Raw genomic sequence first — 18,694 nt, forward strand, 5'->3', positions numbered from 1 at the left:
TCTTGCTAAAGAGGGAGGGGTGCAATCACCTCAAAAAGGTTAACTGACATATGAAACTCTGGGAGTTTTCTAAGACTCTCAGCTATTTAAGAAACGTGTTAACTGCTCGTTGCTACCAATTAGTGTTGCTTTAGTTCTTCTACATTAATTGACAATTGCTTCATGTGCCAATTAATTCGTTTGTTTGGATATCTCATTACTAAGTCATACTACAACCACTAATGTCACTAATTAACTCAGGTGAAAACTACAAAACAACTGTTTTTAGTTCAGTAACATTTGACCATGCCTGTAAAAGGATCTTTTTCTTAAGCGATGTACTTTAGAACTCCGGAAAGCTCTGAATACTTTCAAAGTATGCTATATCCTCATCGCCGCCAGTTTATTATTGGTCCAAATCCTCTAAAAGTTTTCGATAATTGGTGCACGCATCAAATTAATTCGTCTGCTTGGTTATCCCACTGTCCATCCCTACCTGTTAACTGTGTATATGACACTGATGGTATTTTGTGGTGCTTATTAGGACGAGCCATTCAAACGCAGTTTGATCGACCTTCTCCATTAAAGGAGATTTCCCAATCAAGAACTGTGGATGTTCCAAATTTGTACCCATACTGGGCTGGTCGGTGGGTACTCACTGGTAATCATCAAGTTCATATGGATGCAAGCGGTTTGCTAGGTTGCTTCTACAACACATCACCCGCTGATTTCACTTGGGTTTCAAGTAGCCCATCTTTATTAACTCGGGTTTTGCAAGTAAACCAAAGGCTTATTGCAGATACTAGAAGATTACAGTATCGACAAGGCTTAAACTGGTTCACCTTGCCTCGCTCACGTTTTGCTGGGATTAATCGTCTTTTACCAAGCCAAATTGTTGATTTCTCAAACGGTCAAGTCGTATCACGACCGCTGATGCCAGCTATTAACCCAAATCAAAGTTATGAGAAGACCCTGCTTTTAATACAGCAGAGTTTGACTACAACTTTAGAGGGATTGGTATCTGAAGTAGATGGGAGACTATGGTTAGGATTATCAGCAGGTTTAGATTCTCGCGTTATTTTAGCGATCGCTCACGCTGCCAAGATTAATCTAAATCCTTTTACTCGGCTGATGTCACGAATATCGATGGCAGATCGTTTTCTACCTCCCCTATTAGCCCGTACTTGTGGCTATAAACATACATTTCTACGCCAAAAGCCAGGTAACTCTCGTCAAAATCGTAAACTTCTACTCATAGAACACAGTGCTGAACATGTTTCATCAGGAGATGCTGAACCTTTTCTAAATGGTATTAGAGATGATCTCATAGGGCTTTCTATTGGAGGTCATGGATGGGAAGTATTTAGAGAGTTCTCTGAATTTGCTGATTTTCCCACTACACTTGATGATCCTAAAATAGTCGCTAAACAGATTGCTATTGTTCATGGGGAGCCAGAAGATTCCTCGGCAACGGCTGGTATTTATGATTGGCTCATGTGGATTTATCAGTATCCTCAAGAGGGGCTAGACTGGCAGGACCGATTTTGCCTCGAACAAGGACAAGCGGGTTGGCTTAGTTCAAAGGAGCAGCTATATGATATGACTCCCTTAGAACGATTCCCTATTCTTAATTCTGCTTATAATTATTCACTAGTGTTAAGTTTGTCTAAAGAGCAACGTACTGGCTCAAAAATTCAACAAGATTTAATTCGCCAGACTTATCCTAAATTGTTGAAGTACCCTATTCATCTTCCTGATTACTATTTACGTACCCTAAAGACTTTAATTAAGAATCAACTTAAGAGTTTACTCCATCTACATGGTCAGACAGGAGAAAAGAACAAGTAAAGATTTTTTGTTAATTAAATATTTGATTAATAGGTATTTTCTGAATAGGTCAGAAACTCAGTATGATTGTGAGCTTTCTAATTCTGCAAAAATTATCGGTAGCATGATAGCACACTCATAACAGCTAGAACATTGGAATCGCTGGTTAAATTATGAACATTCTGCTTGTTATCCATGAGCAACTTGATCCAAATTCAGGAGCGGCGGGTAGTACTTTTCGCATTGGGGAGGAGTATCGAAAATTAGGACACAATGTACATTACTATTCAATGGACAGGTTACCTAAAAAGTTACCCTCTTTAGTTCAACGCTTTCTATTTCCTGAATTTGTAGCTACTCAAATCTTGCAGCTTTCTCGTAAAGAACACTTTGATGTTATAGATGCCTCTACCGGAGATGCTTGGTTTTGGGCAAAGCTACTCCGCCATTTTCATAATCACCCTACGCTGCTTGTTACTCGCAGTCACGGATTAGAACATTTGAAGAATCTTGCCGACCGAGAAGATGCTCGGCTTGGTAATTTAACCTTAAGTTGGAAGTATAGATTCTATCGAGGTAGCATTCAGTTGTGGGAAGTTGCAACTTCCATGCAGTGCGCTGACTTAGTTTTTCTATTGAACCAGCAAGAACGCAGCTACGCAATTGAATGTTTGAACGTAAAACCTGAACGTGCTCATGTTTTTCCAAATGGTATTCCCGACAGCTTTTTAAAGTTGCCTTACGAGCCTTTATCAGATAGTAAAACTTCCCCGTTAAAGATTGCTCAAGTTAGTACTTATATCCCTCGTAAAGGGATTCACTATAGTGCTCCTGCGCTGAACCGTATTTTGAGACGGTATCCTAACGTACAGGTTTCTTTTTTTGGGACAGCTTGTTTTGAATGTCAAGATGTGGCGCAAGTTTATGCGGATTTTGCTCCTGAGGTGCGCGATCGAATTCAAGTCATTCCTCGATTCCAGCATGATCAGCTACCTACCCTGCTAAGGGGATACCATATTAAACTTTTTCCACCCCTTTCAGAAGGTTTTGGCAAAGCGTTGGTGGAAGCAATGGCGTGTGGATTGGCTCCCATTACCACTTCCACACCAGGACCGATGGAAATTGCACGAGATGGGCATGATGCGATCGTTGTGCCACCGCGCGATAGTCAGGCGATCGAAAATGCGCTAGAACGATTAATCAACGACCGAGTGTATTTAGAGCAATTGCGTTGTAATGCTTACTCAACTGCTCAACACTTTAGCTGGCAATCCATTGCTCAAGCAAGGTTATGTGCTTATGAGGCAACAATACACCAAAAAAATACTGCCTTACATAAATCCTATAGTTTCTTCAAATAATAAGTAAATTATTAAAGTGTGATTGACATGACTAGTCCAGTAATTGATCCTTCCAATATCAGATCTTCGCATAGGAAAGGATCAATAGCGATTCTGGGTCTGGCGATTTTTCTAACAGTTTTTTTATCAGCAGGTGCAGGTCGGATTCTAATTCCGCTGTTTCCTTTAAGTACTCTTGTAGTAGGCTTCTTTCTCTATTTTCAGGCTCCTGTTCTTTATGTATCTTTTACCTGGTGGATGTGGTTTTTAGCTCCTGTCATTCGTCGCATGATTGATTATCAGAGCGGTTATTTAACACCAGGTCCCTGGACGCTAGTTTCAACACTTGTAACATTCATTTCTGTCATCACTTTAATCAAGTATCTTCCAAGAATTAAGAAACAGGAAGCTTTTCCCTTTATCTTATGTTCCGGAGCAGTTTTTTATGGCTTCTTTATAGGTTTAATTAATAATGAAGCTAGTAGCTCTGTGCTTACTTTTCTAGGGTGGATTAATCCAATTCTTCTGGGGTTTCATCTATACATTCATTGGGAAAGATATCCTATTTATAGCCGACACCTTCAAAAAACTTTTCTATGGGGTGTTTTAGTGATGGGTGTTTATGGGCTTTATCAATACTTTGTCGCTCCTGAATGGGATCGTTTCTGGTTAAGAAGTATTGAAGCATCTTCATTTGGCGATCCAGAACCACTAGGAATTCGAGTTTGTAGCACTATGGATGCCCCACAGCCGTTTGCAGCTGTGATGATGGCTGGTCTAATTCTGTTGTTTAGCAATAATGAGAATTTACGTTTTGCGAGCATGGCGACGGGTTATTTAGCTTTTCTTCTATCCCTAGCTCGATCGGCTTGGTTAAATTGGGCAGCAAGTTTTCTGATTTTGTTTCCATCTCTTAAGTCTGCTTTACAGCTAAGATTAGTAATCACAATTCTGCTTGCCTTGATTCTGATTCTTCCCGTTGCCTCGATCGAGCCGTTTTCTACAGTTATCAACTCTCGTTTGGAATCATTTACAAATACATCAACTGATACTAGTTATCAAGATCGATCAAGAGGATATATGGAGCTAATGGGGGATGCTCTCACTGAGTTAACTGGAAAAGGTTTAGGTATGTCTATCAATAGCAACAGTATTGGTAGTAGAGATAGTGGTATCTTATCAATTCTATTTTCTCTCGGATGGTTTGGAACAATCCCATACATTGCAGGAATTATCCTACTGTTTCTTAAATTATTTCAAGGCTCTGAAAGCCGTTTTGATTCTGTAGCTAGTACATCTCGCGCCATCGCGTTAGGTACGTTTTTACAAATTGGCTTTAACATTATCTTTGAAGGATCTATTGGGATAGTTTTATGGGGCTTTTTAGGTGTGGGATTAGCTGCTCATCGATATTATTTACATCAATCTCAATTGATTTCTAATTAACAATTCTAATACAACTATAGCAATCCCAAATGATCTAGGACTGCTATGTTCATTACAAGAAAAGTATATTTGAAGTAGGATTTTATGTTCAAATTTATGAAAAAGCTGTCTTTAAATTGTAAAAAGCTTTACCCTATCCTTTTCATTTTCTCTGTATTTCTTGTTTCTACTTGTTCTTTATCTAGCCAAATCAGTGTTGAACAATCCCGCAGTGTTCAATCTTTTATAGATATGGTTGGGGTTTCTGTTCATCTTAGCTACGGAGACACAGCCTATGGCAATTATGATGAAATCATCAAATCCAGGCTTCAAGAGTTAGGCATTCACCATATTCGTGATGGCATATCTTTAGATGATTTAGAAACTCAAGAAAAATTAAAAGATTTAGCGGAATTAAGTATCAAATCTACATTAGTTATTGACCCAAGAGATGAGATGACTCCTGATAAAGCGGTCACGCTTGCAAAGTTAATTCCTGATTCGCTTGAAGCAGTTGAAGGACCAAATGAGTGGGACTTAAATCCTGAATTGCAGTATGGAGGGAAAAACTTTCCGGAGGGTGTACGTCAGTTTCAGTCTGAACTCTATAAGGCACTTAAAGATGATCCTGCAACTAATCACTTAGAAATTTTAAGCCCTTCGTTAGGTCGCCCACAAAGGGCTTCTGACATAAGAAATCTTCAGTGTGAAGTTGGTAATATGCATAGCTATGCTGGGGGAAGGATGCCCAGCCATAACTTAGATCGAGTTTGGCTTCCTAGCGCCAAAATATTGTGTAATAGCGATGCCATCATTGCTACTGAGTGTGGTTATCACAACGACAAAGATGTTCGCAACCATCAACCTGGTGTTTCTGAAATAGCGGCAGCAAAATACATTTCCCGTCTATTTCCAGAATATTTCAATCGAGGAATTAAGCGAGCTTATATTTACGAGCTAATTGACCTCAAGCCAGATCCCAATTTTGATCGCCATAATTGGCACTATGGACTTTTAAACAACGATGGTTCACCTAAACCTTCTTTTCTTGCCCTCAAAAATTTAGTTACTTTGCTTCAGGAGACAACACAGGATGTCTTTCAACCCTTTTCTCCTCAATCCTTAAACTACACCATAAGCGGTAATACTGAAAACATCCATCATACTCTTCTACAAAAACGGAATGGAACTTTCTATCTCATGCTCTGGCAAGAAGTTTCTAGTTATGATTTGCGATCTAAAGAAGATATTAGAGTTTTGGAAAAAGACTTAGTTGTAACGCTAAACACGAGTATCAGTCAAGCTAAAACTTATCAACCATTACACTCTGTAGAAGCTCTAGAACAATACTCAAACCCATCTCAAATCAATTTGCAAATTCCTGATCACCTTCTAATCTTAGAATTAGTTCCTAATAAATCTTAACTCTAGAAGTACATAGCGCTCTTATTTGATTTGTAGAAAAGTTTGGGTAAGGTGGAGCGGCTTCGCCCCACCTTGCCCAAACTTTTTAGGATTGCTATAGCTATAGTCATCCTGGTTAAGATGGGATGCAGGCTTCGACGGGAGTACTCAGCCGAACGGGTGAAACCCTTGGCTGGGGGCGAGGTACTAAAATTACTATTAACCCGGCAACTTTAGATCTTGCATTAATTAAAGAGGATGGGTTAAATGCATTTTGGGAAACTTAGATTAGTTCTTGATAGACTCTCAAAGTTTCCTCACACACACGAGACACTTTGAGCCTGTCTAGATTTTGCTTGGCTCGTTCTCTCCATCTTTGCATTACCTCAGGCTGTTCTAATAAATCCCGTAAAGCGATCGCCAAAGCCTCACTACTTAGGGGTGGCACTAATACACCTGCTTGCCCATCATCTAAAGCCTCTGGAATACCATCCACATCAGTTGCCACGATCGCACAACCTGCTTCACGAGCTTCTGGAATCACTAAAGGAGAAGGATCTTTATGGGAAGCAAGAACAAAGATATCAGTCGCTAATAAATACCGCTGAGGATCTGATTGAAACCCCTCAAAGTGAATGCGATCTGTAAACTGTGTTGCTTGAGCTTGCGTTTCAAACGTTTCTTTATCAGGTCCATACCCAACGAGGTACAAATGAACATTAGGTACTTGAATAGCTATTTGAGCAAATGCATCAATTAACTCAGTTATCCCTTTGCGGTGATACATTCCGGCTACGGTTGTAATGGAGGGGCGTCGTAGGGTTACAGGTTGGTATTCCTTAAGTGGTTTGGTGCGGGGACTACCAAGGGTACCATTATTGACGACTCGCAATTTATCCCAAGAAACACCACGCTGAGCCATAGACAGAGCAACTGCTTTACTAACAGCAATTACTCTGTCAGCCCAACCCATGAGTACTGCACTTCGTTGAAATTCGTTATGAACTGTGGAAATAACAGCGTATCTAAATCCTGTTCTTAAAGTACATGCCAGGACTACACCTGTCATCATATGGGCATGAACAATATCAGGTTGGAACTCTTGAATGATTCTTCGATAGTTCTTTAATGCTAGTAATAAACTTACCGGAGTGCGGGATTGATTTAAGAGAAAATGTTGAACTTCATGACTTGTTAAAATTGCTTCGTAATCTCCTCCAGCAGAAGCGATACTTACATCATGTCCTAATTGAGACTGTAAACAAGCCAAATCGATTGCTACATTTACGATCCCGTTACCAGTCGCTTTGACATGGTTAAGAATATGTAAAATTCGCATCAAGAAATCCTCGAATTGTACTTAGTTAATTTTAACTTACTAGATAATATCTATACAACTACCTGGACTATAGAGTAGTTTTAGATAGAGATTTGATTGAGTATCACCTTTGAGTAGCACTACCTAAATATTGCCAAATATTATTGGTGCTATGAACCTTTAGATTACTAGAAAACCAAGTGCCCTGAATAAGTTATCGGTAGTTTTTCTCTAAAAATTTAGACAAGATTACTTAATCATAAGGAGCAAAAAATAAGCTAGTTGATTAACTTAGAGGATCTGTACAAACAATCTACTTCAAACGTCATTTATATCTTTACTCTACTATGTCTTTATCCATTCTTTGTGTAGGTAATAGCTGGTTTCCTACAATGCCTGGTGGGTTAAACCGCTATGTCTATGAACTCATTTATCACTTAGCTGCTGAGGATAAAGTAGAGTTATGTGGTGTAGGTTTGCCAGAAACTTCGTCCAGTTTGGCGATTGAACTGACTAACTTATCTCAACCAAATATCTCGACGTTGAAACGCTTGTGGTCAAGCTACACTAACTTTAAGCAGAGATCGTTGATAAAGCCAGATGCAGTTAATTTGCATTTTGCTTTTTATAGCTTTCCATTGCTGACAAGTTTGCCTAAGGATGTGCCGATTACGTTTACATTTCATGGTCCCTGGGCATTGGAAAGTGAGCGAGAGGGGGGAGGCAAATTAAGTGTCTTCTTCAAAAAATGGGTAGAACAACGGGTCTATCAACGGTGCGATCGCTTTATTGTGCTCAGCAAAGCATTTGGCATGATTTTGCATGATCAATATGAAGTACCTTTGGAAAAAATTTATTTGATTCCAGGTGGAGTTGATATCCAACGGTTTCAACCCAATCTGTCGCGTGAAGAAGCACGAGCCCAGCTCAATTTCCCACAAGGTCGTAAAATTTTGTTTGCTCCTCGTCGTTTAGTGCACCGAATGGGATTAGACAAATTGCTGTTGGCGTTAACCTACGTTAAGCGACAAGTGCCTGATGTTTGGTTGGCGATCGCTGGTAAAGGACCATTACGCGACGCTTTAGAGAAACAAAGTATTGAACTGGGCTTAGAGGAGCATGTTCGTTTTTTGGGATTTTTACCCGATGAGCAGTTACCTATTGCATATCAAGCAGCAGATTTAACTGTTGTTCCGAGTCAAGCCCTTGAAGGTTTTGGGCTGATTTTACTGGAATCATTAGCCTGTGGCACGCCAGTATTGTGTACTCCAGTCGGTGGAATGCCAGAAATTCTAACTCCCTTTGCCCCGCAACTCATCACTGAATCTAAGGATATAGGGGCGATCGCTGCTCGATTGCAAGCCTTATTAGAAGGTGAATTGACAATGCCGTCGAGAACAGAATGCCGAGAGTACGCTGTTACTCATTTTGATTGGCAGAAGATCGCCCAGCAAGTAAGACACGTCCTGCTTGCAAAGAAAATGTAGTGGAATGGCTCTTAGCATGAAAATTCTATTTTTAGATCAAAGCGGTAAGTTAGGAGGAGCCGAGTTATCTTTAGCGGACGTCGCCAGTGCCTACCGCGAGAGCTGTTTAGTGGGGTTGTTCGCAGATGGTCCCTTTCGGGAACTGTTGGAACGGCAGCAGATACCAGTGAAAACTTTAACGCAACAGTCCATTCAAGTTCGCAAAGACAGCAACATATTTCAAAGTTTAGGGAGCGTGGGTTCGCTGCTACCGCTAGTCATGAAAGTTGCTAACCTGGCTCGTGAATACGATCTGATTTATGCCAACACTCAAAAAGCGTTAGTGGTGGGAGCGATCGCTAGCCTATTGTCGCGATGTCCACTGGTCTACCATTTGCGAGACATTCTATCGGATGAGCACTTCAGCTCTACAAATCGTCGAGTTGCAGTCACCCTTGCAAATCGTTTTGCTCGACTGGTCATTGCTAACTCTAAAGCGACTCAAACGGCATTTATCACAGCGGGTGGACGCTCCGATATATCCACAGTGGTTTATAACGGTTTTATGCCTGAAGACTATCAAATTTCCAAAGAGCGATCGCAACAAACGAGGCAGGAATTGGGTTTTGATCAACATTTTGTAGTGGGTCATTTTAGCCGATTGTCTCCTTGGAAGGGACAACACGTTTTGCTAGAAGCATTAGCATCCTGCCCAGATGATGTTGCTGCAATTTTTGTGGGCGATGCATTGTTTGGGGAACAGGACTATGCTCAATCTCTACGCCAACAGGTTGCAGCTTTAGGATTAGAGGGCCGCGTGAAGTTTTTGGGTTTTCGCTCTGACGTTATTCCACTAATGGCAGCTTGCAATCTGATAGCTCATACTTCTACCGCACCGGAACCGTTTGGGCGAGTCATTGTTGAAGCAATGTTGTGTGAACGTCCAGTTGTAGCGGCTGAAGCAGGAGGAGCTATTGAGCTAGTGGAGCACGGTAAAACAGGTTGGCTTTGTTCACCTGGAAATGCTAAAGCCCTCGCAGATATAATTTCATGTTGTAAGACGATGCCAGAAGCGGCGATCGCGATCGCCAAAGAAGCGAAAGCGCACGCTAGCCAACAATTTGACTTGATGACAACAAACCACCAACTTGCTAGTTTGATTGAACAATGTCTGAAGGCTGAAACTTCCTTGAAGTAGAGTTTCTGTTGCTCAAGTTTTACCAGGGGCTACCGATCATGGTGAAAGCTGCCCAGTAGTAGGGGTGGGTCAGGTCGCGCTCATTATTAGCAATGAGTTGAGAAGGAAGGGCGATCGCCGTTCCATCCGACACAAGCAATTGATTTCGTTCCAGGCGCACCTCTCCTCTCAGCATGGCAATTTGGGTACGGCGCAGTGCCTCCGCTTTAATGGGAGACTGCCGCAACTGCCGATAAAACTCGGTCATAAAGCCCAACGTGCCATCATCGCTGACGTACCACAAGCTTGCCAGAGCTGTTTTAACCCCCGCTTGCACCGCTAACCCACCAAAGCCCAACTCGGCTTGTTCATCGCCCAACGCCGTTCGGCAAGCACTCAACACCAATAGATCTACAGGTGGATTGTTGAGATTGAGCCGTCGAACATCGTCCAGTTGCACCTGTTCATTCCAGAACTGAATGTAGGAATTGCTCAAGCTGCCTGCCCTAAATTCAGCATGGGTTGCCAAGTGGACAATGCGATAGGGAGTTTGCTGCCGTTGCAGTTGCAAATTCTCTAACGTGAAAGAGTTATTGAGGAATAATTGCCCTGATTCTGCGTTATTGGTGATGGTTGACAACTCAGTAGGTACAGCGGGGAGGTCAGGCAGTTTGTCTTGAAAATCAGAGGCACCCATTGCCAACACTTGAGCATCACGCAGGTCAGAATAGCGAGTATCCGTCAGGTTAAGGCTGGGCATAAAGCCGACACTGTATTTCTCAACTAGAAACTGTTGTCCATCGTGTAACGCTGCAATGGGAAGCGATCGCAACCCAGCCTCCATGATGAAGGATAAGTTCTCAATATTCTGCTCCTGCAACTCCGCCTCAATGGGGGTGATCAGCCATTGATAGAGTTGTTGGGCGGGGCGTAGATAGGCAGTGCTGCGAAGACGGCTGCGATCGGTGATTTGTCCCAGGAGTTGCGTCGAGGCTTGACGAACCTGCGCCCGTGTCACCCCAGGTACCGGGTAACGAACAGGCTCTCCATCCGAGGTCACGATCAATATTTCCAATTGATCCGTGTCACTGGCTGTAGCAGAGAGAGCAATTTCCCCAGTAGTACGGTTGAGGTGCTGAGCAAACTGTTGCGTTGAGGCAGCTTCCCGTCCGGCAAAATCGTTGTTGACCTGAATCTCATCTGAGACAAAGCCCACATAGATCAGGGCGGGAGTTGTCCCTGTTTGAGTTTGAATTTGTTGCAGGGTAGTTTGAACAACTCCAAGGTTGGGTGGTTCAATGGGAGGGTCTGTCGGCGGTGGGGGAGGCGGCGGTGGCTCTATCGTTGGGTCGTCGATGGTTTGAGTGCTGATTTGCACATTGCCCTGAACAAAGTCTCCCTCAATCTGTTGCACCGGAGCCAGCGTGACCGACCCAGTAGTAATAGCTCCGGCTGTGCCATTGGTCGTGGCATTGCCAATAACAAAGGGAATTTCCGTCGGCTCCCCATTTTCTCGTCCCTCAATCCGCAGAAAAACGCTACCTCCAGTGCCACCATTATTGCCTCCACGAGTGGAGATGCTGGTCGTGTTAGTGGCATCTACAAAACCCGTTACTCGGAAATGTCGCCCAGCAAAAACGCGGACATCACCACCATTGCCGTTGCCACTACCCTGGGTATTAATCGATCGCACCTCAACATCGCCAATCGGGTCTAAGCCTACCGAGCCACCGTTGCCATTTTGGGTTGCACTGGAGTCGATCGCCCCTGCTGTAATGCGATCGCGTGCATTGACCTCAATGTCTCCGCCTCCCGTTGCGCCAAACGACAGCAAATCTCCAATTTCGACAATTCCCGCTTCAGCAACCAGGCGAATGTCTCCCCCTTGAGCCGTTTCAGAACTGGTGTTGAGGTTTCCGGTGGTAGCACTACCACGACGCACCGAGCCATTGCTTTCGAGGGTGATACCAGCAGGAGCCGTAATGTTATTGACGATGATGTCACGCTCTGCACTGAGTTGAACGGGAGCCGTGATCCCTCCAATGATATCGTTGTTAGCGGTAATCCCGCCCTGTTCGGCATTGATTTGAGCACCGTTGGTGACGGTGACAGGAGTGTTGAAAATGATGTCGCCACTGGTGTTGATATTGGCAGCAACTTCAGCCGCTCGTGCGTTGATTTGTAAACCAGCCAGACGCACGGGTCCACCCACTTCACCCTCAAATCGAACAGTGCCCTGGGGAGCATTGACCTGAAAGTTGAAGTTGCCGCTGACAGAACCGCTAAAGTTAATGGCGTTACCGTTACTGGGGTTAGTGGCGTTGCTAGTCAGGGAGACATTGCCCTGTAGTTCGACTCGGCCAAAGTCGAGTGGGCTGTCGGTTGTAAGGTCGCGGCGCAGAACGGTGGTTCCCCCCCGGAAACTGGCTCTGGCATCATCTTGCAGAATCAAACCGCTATCTGGAGAAAACGTGCCGTCTGTCACCCGAAAGATCACCGGATCACGGAACGTAACGTTGCTGATGGTGATGTTTCCTATCCCAGTGGCAATAGTGATGCTGCGGAAGCCATCTGCCAGGGCATTAATGTCAGTCGTGGTGAGATCCAGGATGCCGTTGTCATCAGGCAACCCTACATCACCAACCTCAATCGATTGACTGTCAGGTCGAGCTTGCAACGTCAAAGACCGTCCTGTAACCGAGCCAACTCCACCCAGCAGATCGATCTCAGAGCCACTCAGGGTCAGGGGTCTAGCTCCTGCGGCAAGGCTCGCTTCAACAAGGAGCGTGTTAGCTGAGATCGTCAACTCGTCGGTGCTGCTCTGATCCAGAGTGATTGGACTGTTGAAGCGAATGTTGCCCACGGCTTCGACGCTTCCAGCCAGTTCAGTGGCGATCGCCGTTACGTTTAAGTTACCCAGGTTTGGACCCACAGTCGAACCAAACCGGGCTGTGCCGCTGCCCGCATTCACCGTGAGATTGTTGGATTCACCACCCGCACTGTTGACCACACCAGCAAAGGTGACGTTGCCGCCATTGGTAAAGATGCCGACATCATCACCTATCGTGGTACGCCTTCGCAGAGTGATGTTTTGTCCCTCGGTGCTGATGCCAGCATTCAGTGTGGTTGCTCCAATCAGGGCGATCGCCGCATCATCAACACCGACTATTTCTCCGTTGACCGTGATCGAACCATCGTTCGTTTGAATCGTCGTAGGGTCGCGGAATCCGACCGTATTCACCGTAATCTCACCACGACCATTCTCCCGCCCAATCGTGATGGAGTTGAAGCCGTTTTGCAGCAAGTTAACCTCTGCGCGGCTGAGCACCAATGCATCATCTGCATCATTACTGGACTCGACACCGCCAATTTGAATGTTTCGAGCGGCTGTTGTCGGTTGAATCACCAAATTGCCCGTACCGGAGACAGTGCCGCGAAGGTCAATGTTATTTCCTGCCAGCGTGAGGTCACCCTCTGCCCCAACAATATCGCCGCTGATCCGTCCCCCCTCGTCAAATACAAAGACATCGTTGGCATTCCCGGTGGTGATGTTTTCGATGCTGTTAAAGGTGAACCCTTGCGGGAAGGTGCTGTTGAGATTGCCCTGATTAACGCCAGTAATCGACCAGGTGGTGTTTTGATCCAGCCCAACCAGGGTTGAGCCTCCTAACACATTGATGGGACTGGTAAAGGTGACACCGGGGTTGAGGGCGATCGTTCCTGTACCATTCGATCGCCCAATGTCAATGCGGCTAAAGCCCGGTTGCAATTGAGCCAGGTCAGCGTCACTGAGATCCAGTGTCGTCACACTACCGCTGTCGGTTCCACCGAGGGCGATCGCTTGGGATGGAGTCAGCGGTTGCAGGGTCAGCACCCCGGTGCTTTGAATAAAACTGCCCTCCCCTAGAGCCATTTCATCCGCAATTAGGGTGACATTGCCACCTCCGGTAGACTCTACGACGCCCAATGCAATTCCAGGGACATCGGAAGTGCCGTTCCCCGTGCCTGTAATTTGAATGTCTCCGGTATTGCTGCGAATTGTTCCGGCCCCTACACCGACTCCATTGGCAACGGCTGTTCCAGTCAGTTGAATTGACCCCGTCCCTGTTGCGGTAATTTGTGAGCTATTAATCTCAATGCCATCGTTGTTATCACCTGTGGCGTTGCTCAACCCGGTCAGGGTGATGTTGCCATTGACCGTCCGGATTTGGCTATCGGTAAATAACAAAATGCCATCAATGAAAATGCCGTTGCCATTCCCTGTGCCGTTGAGGGTGATCGTACCAGTGTTGTTGGTTTCAAGCGTCGTGCCAAATGCCAGGGTAATCCCTGTGTTGTTGTTGCCACTACCCAGGATCGAGATATCACCGCCACCCGCATTCAGCGTTGAGCCATTCAAATCAACGCCTCGAACCCCATTCACATCGCCCACTGCCGCTTGAGTTCTAGGGTTAGTGCCACCGCCTAAAACGATGTCACCGCCATTGGAATTTACTTGAGCACCATTCAGGGCGATCGCCCCTGCCCCATTGCCATCGCGATCGGAATTTAGGACAATATCACCGCCACCAGTGGTGAGCGTGCCCGTTGCCGTAATGCTGTTATTAGCTTGAGCCGTGACGCTGCTCAGTCCAGTTGTCGCCGTAATGCTTCCCAAAGCAATATCCTGTCCTGCCTGGAAGGTCAGGTTAGCGTTATCTGCCGTGGTGATAAGGCTACCTGTGGTGTTAATGGAACCCAAGGATTGAAACTGTGTCGGATCGGTAAATGTAGCATTGCCTGCCAGTGTCAGGGGTGAGCCACTATTTAAGATAAAGTTTGTGTTACCGGAGATCGTGCCATTGGCGTTGATGGTTGTTCCTGTCAGGGTGTTGGTGCCATTGGCTCCAGCAGTGCCACCAATTGAAGCTGACCGTGATGTAAGGTTGTTGTTCAGGTTGATGGTAGGTGCTGTAACGGAGATATTGCCACTATTTCCAGCCGTGCTGCTGCCACCATTGGCGATCGCTCTGGAACTCACTTCTCCTCCAAGCGTAACCGTTCCAAGGGTAGTGCTAATATCGATGTTTCCGGAGTTGCCAGCGCGATCGCCTGCTCCCACTGAGGTTGCCTCTGCCGTCACACCTCCAGTAATATTCACGTTGCCTGACGGTGCTCTAACGGTGATATTACCTGCGTTGCCAACAAATCCAAAATAACTGAGAGCATTGGTAGTAAGGCTACTGGCCGTGATGCCTCCCGTCGCAGCTTCTAAGAAAATGTTCCCTGCATTCCGAGAACTCCCGGTGTAGATCAAGGCATTGATCGCCCCTAGGTTGAGACTATCTCCCAAAATGGTGATGTCAGCTCCAGTTCCGGGGATGATTCCGATGTTGGGGGTTCCTGGTACGTATCCAGTGCTAATCGTGCCAGCAGTGGTGTTGACAATTCCTTCAGTGCTGGTGATGGTGATGGCGCGACCGGGGTTAGAAATGTTGCCTGTGGTGATATCGCCTAACGCTTGGAGGGCGATCGTGGCATTATCGCCACCTGTGATCGTGCCGCCTGTAGTGTTGATGGAACCTGCCGGAGCACGGAGTGTGACAGGGTCATTGAAGGTGACATCGCCTCCGAGAGTAATGGCTCCGCTACCATTAGCTCGACCAATGGTGATAGAGGCAAAGCCATTTTGCAGGTTTTGTGCCTCAGCTGTTGTCAGGAAGTTTGCCCCTGCACCGCCTAAAACGATGGGTGTTGCAGGATCTAGCGGTTGCAACAGCAGGTTGCCACCACTACTGATAGTTGAGGCAATCTCAAGGCGATCGCCTGTTAACGTGATGTTGCCAGTACTCGTGCTAACAGGTAGGGGAATAAAGACTGATGAGGCACCCAGATTTCCGGTTGTGCCAGTGATTGAGATATTGCCGCCTACCGACGTAATTGGGCTAGTGATCTGTATCCCTGTGAATGTGGTGCTGTTGCCTGTTAGAGTAATGTTTCCATTATTAGAGTTGATGGTTGAGAACAAAATGATGCCCTCACCACCAAATCCCCCAGTTGCGTCGCCAGTGAGTGTAATTGCACCATCACCCGACTGAATCGGTTCACGAACCGTGATACCGTCATCATCTCGAGCCGCAGTTCCCGTGACCTGAATGGTTCCTCCACCCGAATTCAATGCACCTCTCAAGAGAACTCCAGGTACTTCTAATCCGGGTCCACCGATCTGATCGCTTCTGCCAGAGATGGTGATATTGCCTCCGTTAGACGTGATGGGTCCTCGAATGTTTGTGCCAATTGTGCCATTGGGAGCGGAGAGCGTCACATTACCCGTAGCAGTAATGGCTCCAGTAGTAATGCCATTGCCCGTTTGAATCGTAACGCTGCCTGGACTGGTTAGACTAAAGCCATTGGCATTAAAAGAGCCTGTTGCTCCAGGAGCTTGCAGGGTAACAGCTTCATTAAAGGCGAGGTTGCCTCCCAGAGTAATCACTCCACTGCCATCGGCTCGACCAATCGTCGTCGTACTGAAACCATCGGCGATCGCCGCTAGATCTGTGGCTAACAAATCAAAGGTTCCTACACCACCGTCTGCTGCTCCACCCAGGGCGATCGCCTGGTTTGGGGTCAGCGGTTGTAGCAGCAGCGCACCCGAACTGAGAACCGTTCCATTACCCGCGACGAAGTTAATCTCATTTCCGGTTAGCTGAAAACTGCCGCCTCCAGGGTTCGCAAAGTTGGAGAACAGACGACCCGTTGTGATGGTGCCCCCCGTCATCACGATGTTTCCACCTGTGGCATTGCCAGAGAAGGTATCCAGTCGAAACGTACTGGCACTGGTATCAATACCGCCTGCGGCAGTTGTGGTCAGAGTAATGGTTCCAGCGTTGCCGAAACCACCAAAGGTACGAGCTGTCAAATCAGAGGTGACAATGTTGCCGCCTTGAGTGCTTAGGGTGATGTTTCCGGCAGCACTGTCAGAGGAAGTGGCATCCAGCCTCCCAGCAACGGTGTTGATGTTTCCTGCTCCAGTTGAAGTCAGGGTGATGTCGCCTGCAATCCCTGGATTTGAGGTGCTGAGGTTGGCATTAAAGGAATTGGAAAACAGGCTGGCGTTAACGGTGATATTTCCCCCAGCCGTCAGGGCAATGTCGCCCCCGTCCGTCACAATATTGGCATTGACATTAATGTTGTTATTAGCTTGAGCTGCCAAACCCACCCCTGCTGTTGCGATCGAAACTGGGGCATTAAAGTTAATGTTGTTGGTCGCTTGCAAAATGATGTTGGTAGTTGCCGCATTGAGAATCGCGGCATCAATGGTATTGCCTCCCACATCGGGATCAGCAAACTGATCCACTTGAGTCAGGTTGCCAAACGATCCGGCTCCCGCTTGAATCGTGATGTTCGTCGGGTCGAGTAGCAAGGTTCCCGCGTTGCCATTGGGCGCAAGAGTATTCACCTGTCCTCGAAAATCCAGAGTTTCCAGGCCAGAGACTTCGACAAACCCACCATCGCCTGAGACACTTCCACCCTGAGCAGACACCGTTCCCAGAAATCGGGTTAGCTCGTCTGCCCAGACGATGACTCGTCCGCCACTGCCATTAGTTAGCGCATTGGCTTGAATCGATGAATTTTGGTCAACAACGGTACGAGAGGCGTTGAACACGCTGCCCTGTCCCTGATAGTCACCACCGATGCGAACTGTCCCACCATTTTGAGCTGAGGCGTTGAGGGTTGCACCCAACAGAGCAACGCGATCGCCCAGGATATTGATTTGGGGAACCGTAGAAACGCGATTCATTGCGTCTTGGGGATTGGTAACAGCATCTATCACACCGGAAGCGATCGCCGTTCCAGGGGTAGTGGGAATCGGGTTATCTGTGTTGGTTAGCCGAACTGTGCCGTCGGGATTCACCGTCAGTCCGGTTGCTCCTTCAACATCACCTCCAGTCAATAACTCCGGTAAAGATAAAGGTGTAAAGGGGAGGGCATTTGGGCTGGAGCCAGTCGTAGCCGTTTCTAATTCCAGACTTAAGAGCAGTCCTTCCTGGCTGACTCGCACTCGGTTTTCTCCAGGTACAGCGGCGATCGTCACGGAACCTCCCGGCGCGGAGAGAGTTCCTGTGTTGATCACCGTTCCACCTAATAAAGTCAGGCTCTCTCCCTCAGCAACGGTGAGTTCTCCCGCATTCAAAACAGAGCCAGGTTGAGCCACGGTAAAGGCAAACTGATCGGGATTGCCCACTAAATTGGCGTAATCATTGGAGCCGACTGCACTGAACCAGGTATTGCCAAACCCAATGCCGGTTGCGGTTGTTGCCGTGAAGGAAGCGGGCAGATCGAGCCGAGCATTTGCCCCAAATAAAATTCCGGCAGGATTAATCAGATACAGGTTGGAGTTGCCGCCACTCATTTGCAGCAAGCCATTGATGATCGAGGCATCGCCTCCTGTTACCCGACCCAAAATATTTTGAATTTGGGGGTTGGAGAGAAAATTGGCAATTTCTCCGGCACTCAGTCCAAATTGCTCAAAACTATGAAAGAGATTTTGCCCGTCGCGAGACAGCGTGCCACCCTGAATGTCGTAACGACTCCCCTGTCGATTGACCTGGGTATTCGTACCGTCCGGTGCTGCCGTCACTTGCGCGTTGACGGGATTACTCCAGGCAAGTGCTCCGATGGGAGTCAGAATTAATGACAAACCAATTTTCGTCAGGCAACGCCGCATACCAAAATTCCCCAATTCCCGGTGAACACAATCGAGTAACTCGATGTCACT

Annotated in this window: 8 protein-coding genes; 6 read left to right on the forward strand and 2 right to left on the reverse strand. The window is 46.4% G+C overall.

The features are described from left to right. Window positions 1–315 precede the first annotated feature (315 nt). The 4 genes from H6G89_RS01485 (at window position 316) to H6G89_RS01500 (ending at window position 5,996) form a co-directional block, all read left to right on the forward strand. Window positions 316–1,827, forward strand: coding sequence for a hypothetical protein (locus H6G89_RS01485; protein ID WP_190503453.1), 1,512 nt, complete (start codon window positions 316–318; stop codon window positions 1,825–1,827). Between the two features lie 152 nt (window positions 1,828–1,979). Continuing rightward, a complete protein-coding gene (locus tag H6G89_RS01490) occupies window positions 1,980–3,167 on the forward strand; it encodes a glycosyltransferase family 4 protein (RefSeq protein WP_190503455.1) in 1,188 nt (395 codons plus the stop codon). Between the two features lie 27 nt (window positions 3,168–3,194). Then, entirely contained in the window at window positions 3,195–4,592 is a 1,398-nt protein-coding gene (locus H6G89_RS01495; protein ID WP_190503457.1) for an O-antigen ligase domain-containing protein, read from the forward strand. A gap of 96 nt (window positions 4,593–4,688) precedes the next feature. Further along, window positions 4,689–5,996 (forward strand): hypothetical protein, encoded by a 1,308-nt coding sequence (locus tag H6G89_RS01500; RefSeq protein ID WP_190503459.1) that lies wholly within the window; start codon window positions 4,689–4,691, stop codon window positions 5,994–5,996. Window positions 5,997–6,258: 262 nt separating this feature from the next. On the opposite strand, the gene H6G89_RS01505 is transcribed toward H6G89_RS01500, so the two are convergent. Continuing rightward, window positions 6,259–7,314 (reverse strand): glycosyltransferase family 4 protein, encoded by a 1,056-nt coding sequence (locus H6G89_RS01505; protein ID WP_190503461.1) that lies wholly within the window; start codon window positions 7,312–7,314, stop codon window positions 6,259–6,261. 326 nt (window positions 7,315–7,640) lie between these two features. On the opposite strand from H6G89_RS01505, the gene H6G89_RS01510 reads away from it, so the two are divergent. Both H6G89_RS01510 and H6G89_RS01515 read left to right on the forward strand, forming a co-directional pair. Beyond that, the gene (locus tag H6G89_RS01510) at window positions 7,641–8,780 is read left to right on the forward strand and encodes a glycosyltransferase family 4 protein (RefSeq protein ID WP_190503463.1); all 1,140 of its coding nucleotides are present in this window, start codon (window positions 7,641–7,643) and stop codon (window positions 8,778–8,780) included. A 16-nt stretch (window positions 8,781–8,796) separates the two neighbouring features. Continuing rightward, complete coding sequence (locus tag H6G89_RS01515; protein ID WP_190503465.1) at window positions 8,797–9,957, forward strand: glycosyltransferase; 1,161 nt, start codon at window positions 8,797–8,799, stop codon at window positions 9,955–9,957. Between the two features lie 19 nt (window positions 9,958–9,976). On the opposite strand, the gene H6G89_RS01520 is transcribed toward H6G89_RS01515, so the two are convergent. Further along, the gene (locus H6G89_RS01520; RefSeq protein ID WP_190503467.1) at window positions 9,977–18,643 is read right to left on the reverse strand and encodes a CHAT domain-containing protein; all 8,667 of its coding nucleotides are present in this window, start codon (window positions 18,641–18,643) and stop codon (window positions 9,977–9,979) included. Window positions 18,644–18,694: the final 51 nt, after the last annotated feature.

This window comes from Oscillatoria sp. FACHB-1407 (genome assembly GCF_014697545.1).
In the GTDB taxonomy this organism is placed as follows: domain Bacteria; phylum Cyanobacteriota; class Cyanobacteriia; order Elainellales; family Elainellaceae; genus FACHB-1407.

Coding starts and splice junctions, on each gene's coding strand:
- H6G89_RS01505 (WP_190503461.1), bottom strand. CDS start 7,314: ATGCGAATTTTACATATTCTTAACCATGTCAAAGCGACTGGTAACGGG.
- H6G89_RS01510 (WP_190503463.1), top strand. CDS start 7,641: ATGTCTTTATCCATTCTTTGTGTAGGTAATAGCTGGTTTCCTACAATG.
- H6G89_RS01520 (WP_190503467.1), bottom strand. CDS start 18,643: ATGCGGCGTTGCCTGACGAAAATTGGTTTGTCATTAATTCTGACTCCC.
- H6G89_RS01490 (WP_190503455.1), top strand. CDS start 1,980: ATGAACATTCTGCTTGTTATCCATGAGCAACTTGATCCAAATTCAGGA.
- H6G89_RS01485 (WP_190503453.1), top strand. CDS start 316: ATGTACTTTAGAACTCCGGAAAGCTCTGAATACTTTCAAAGTATGCTA.
- H6G89_RS01495 (WP_190503457.1), top strand. CDS start 3,195: ATGACTAGTCCAGTAATTGATCCTTCCAATATCAGATCTTCGCATAGG.
- H6G89_RS01500 (WP_190503459.1), top strand. CDS start 4,689: ATGAAAAAGCTGTCTTTAAATTGTAAAAAGCTTTACCCTATCCTTTTC.
- H6G89_RS01515 (WP_190503465.1), top strand. CDS start 8,797: ATGAAAATTCTATTTTTAGATCAAAGCGGTAAGTTAGGAGGAGCCGAG.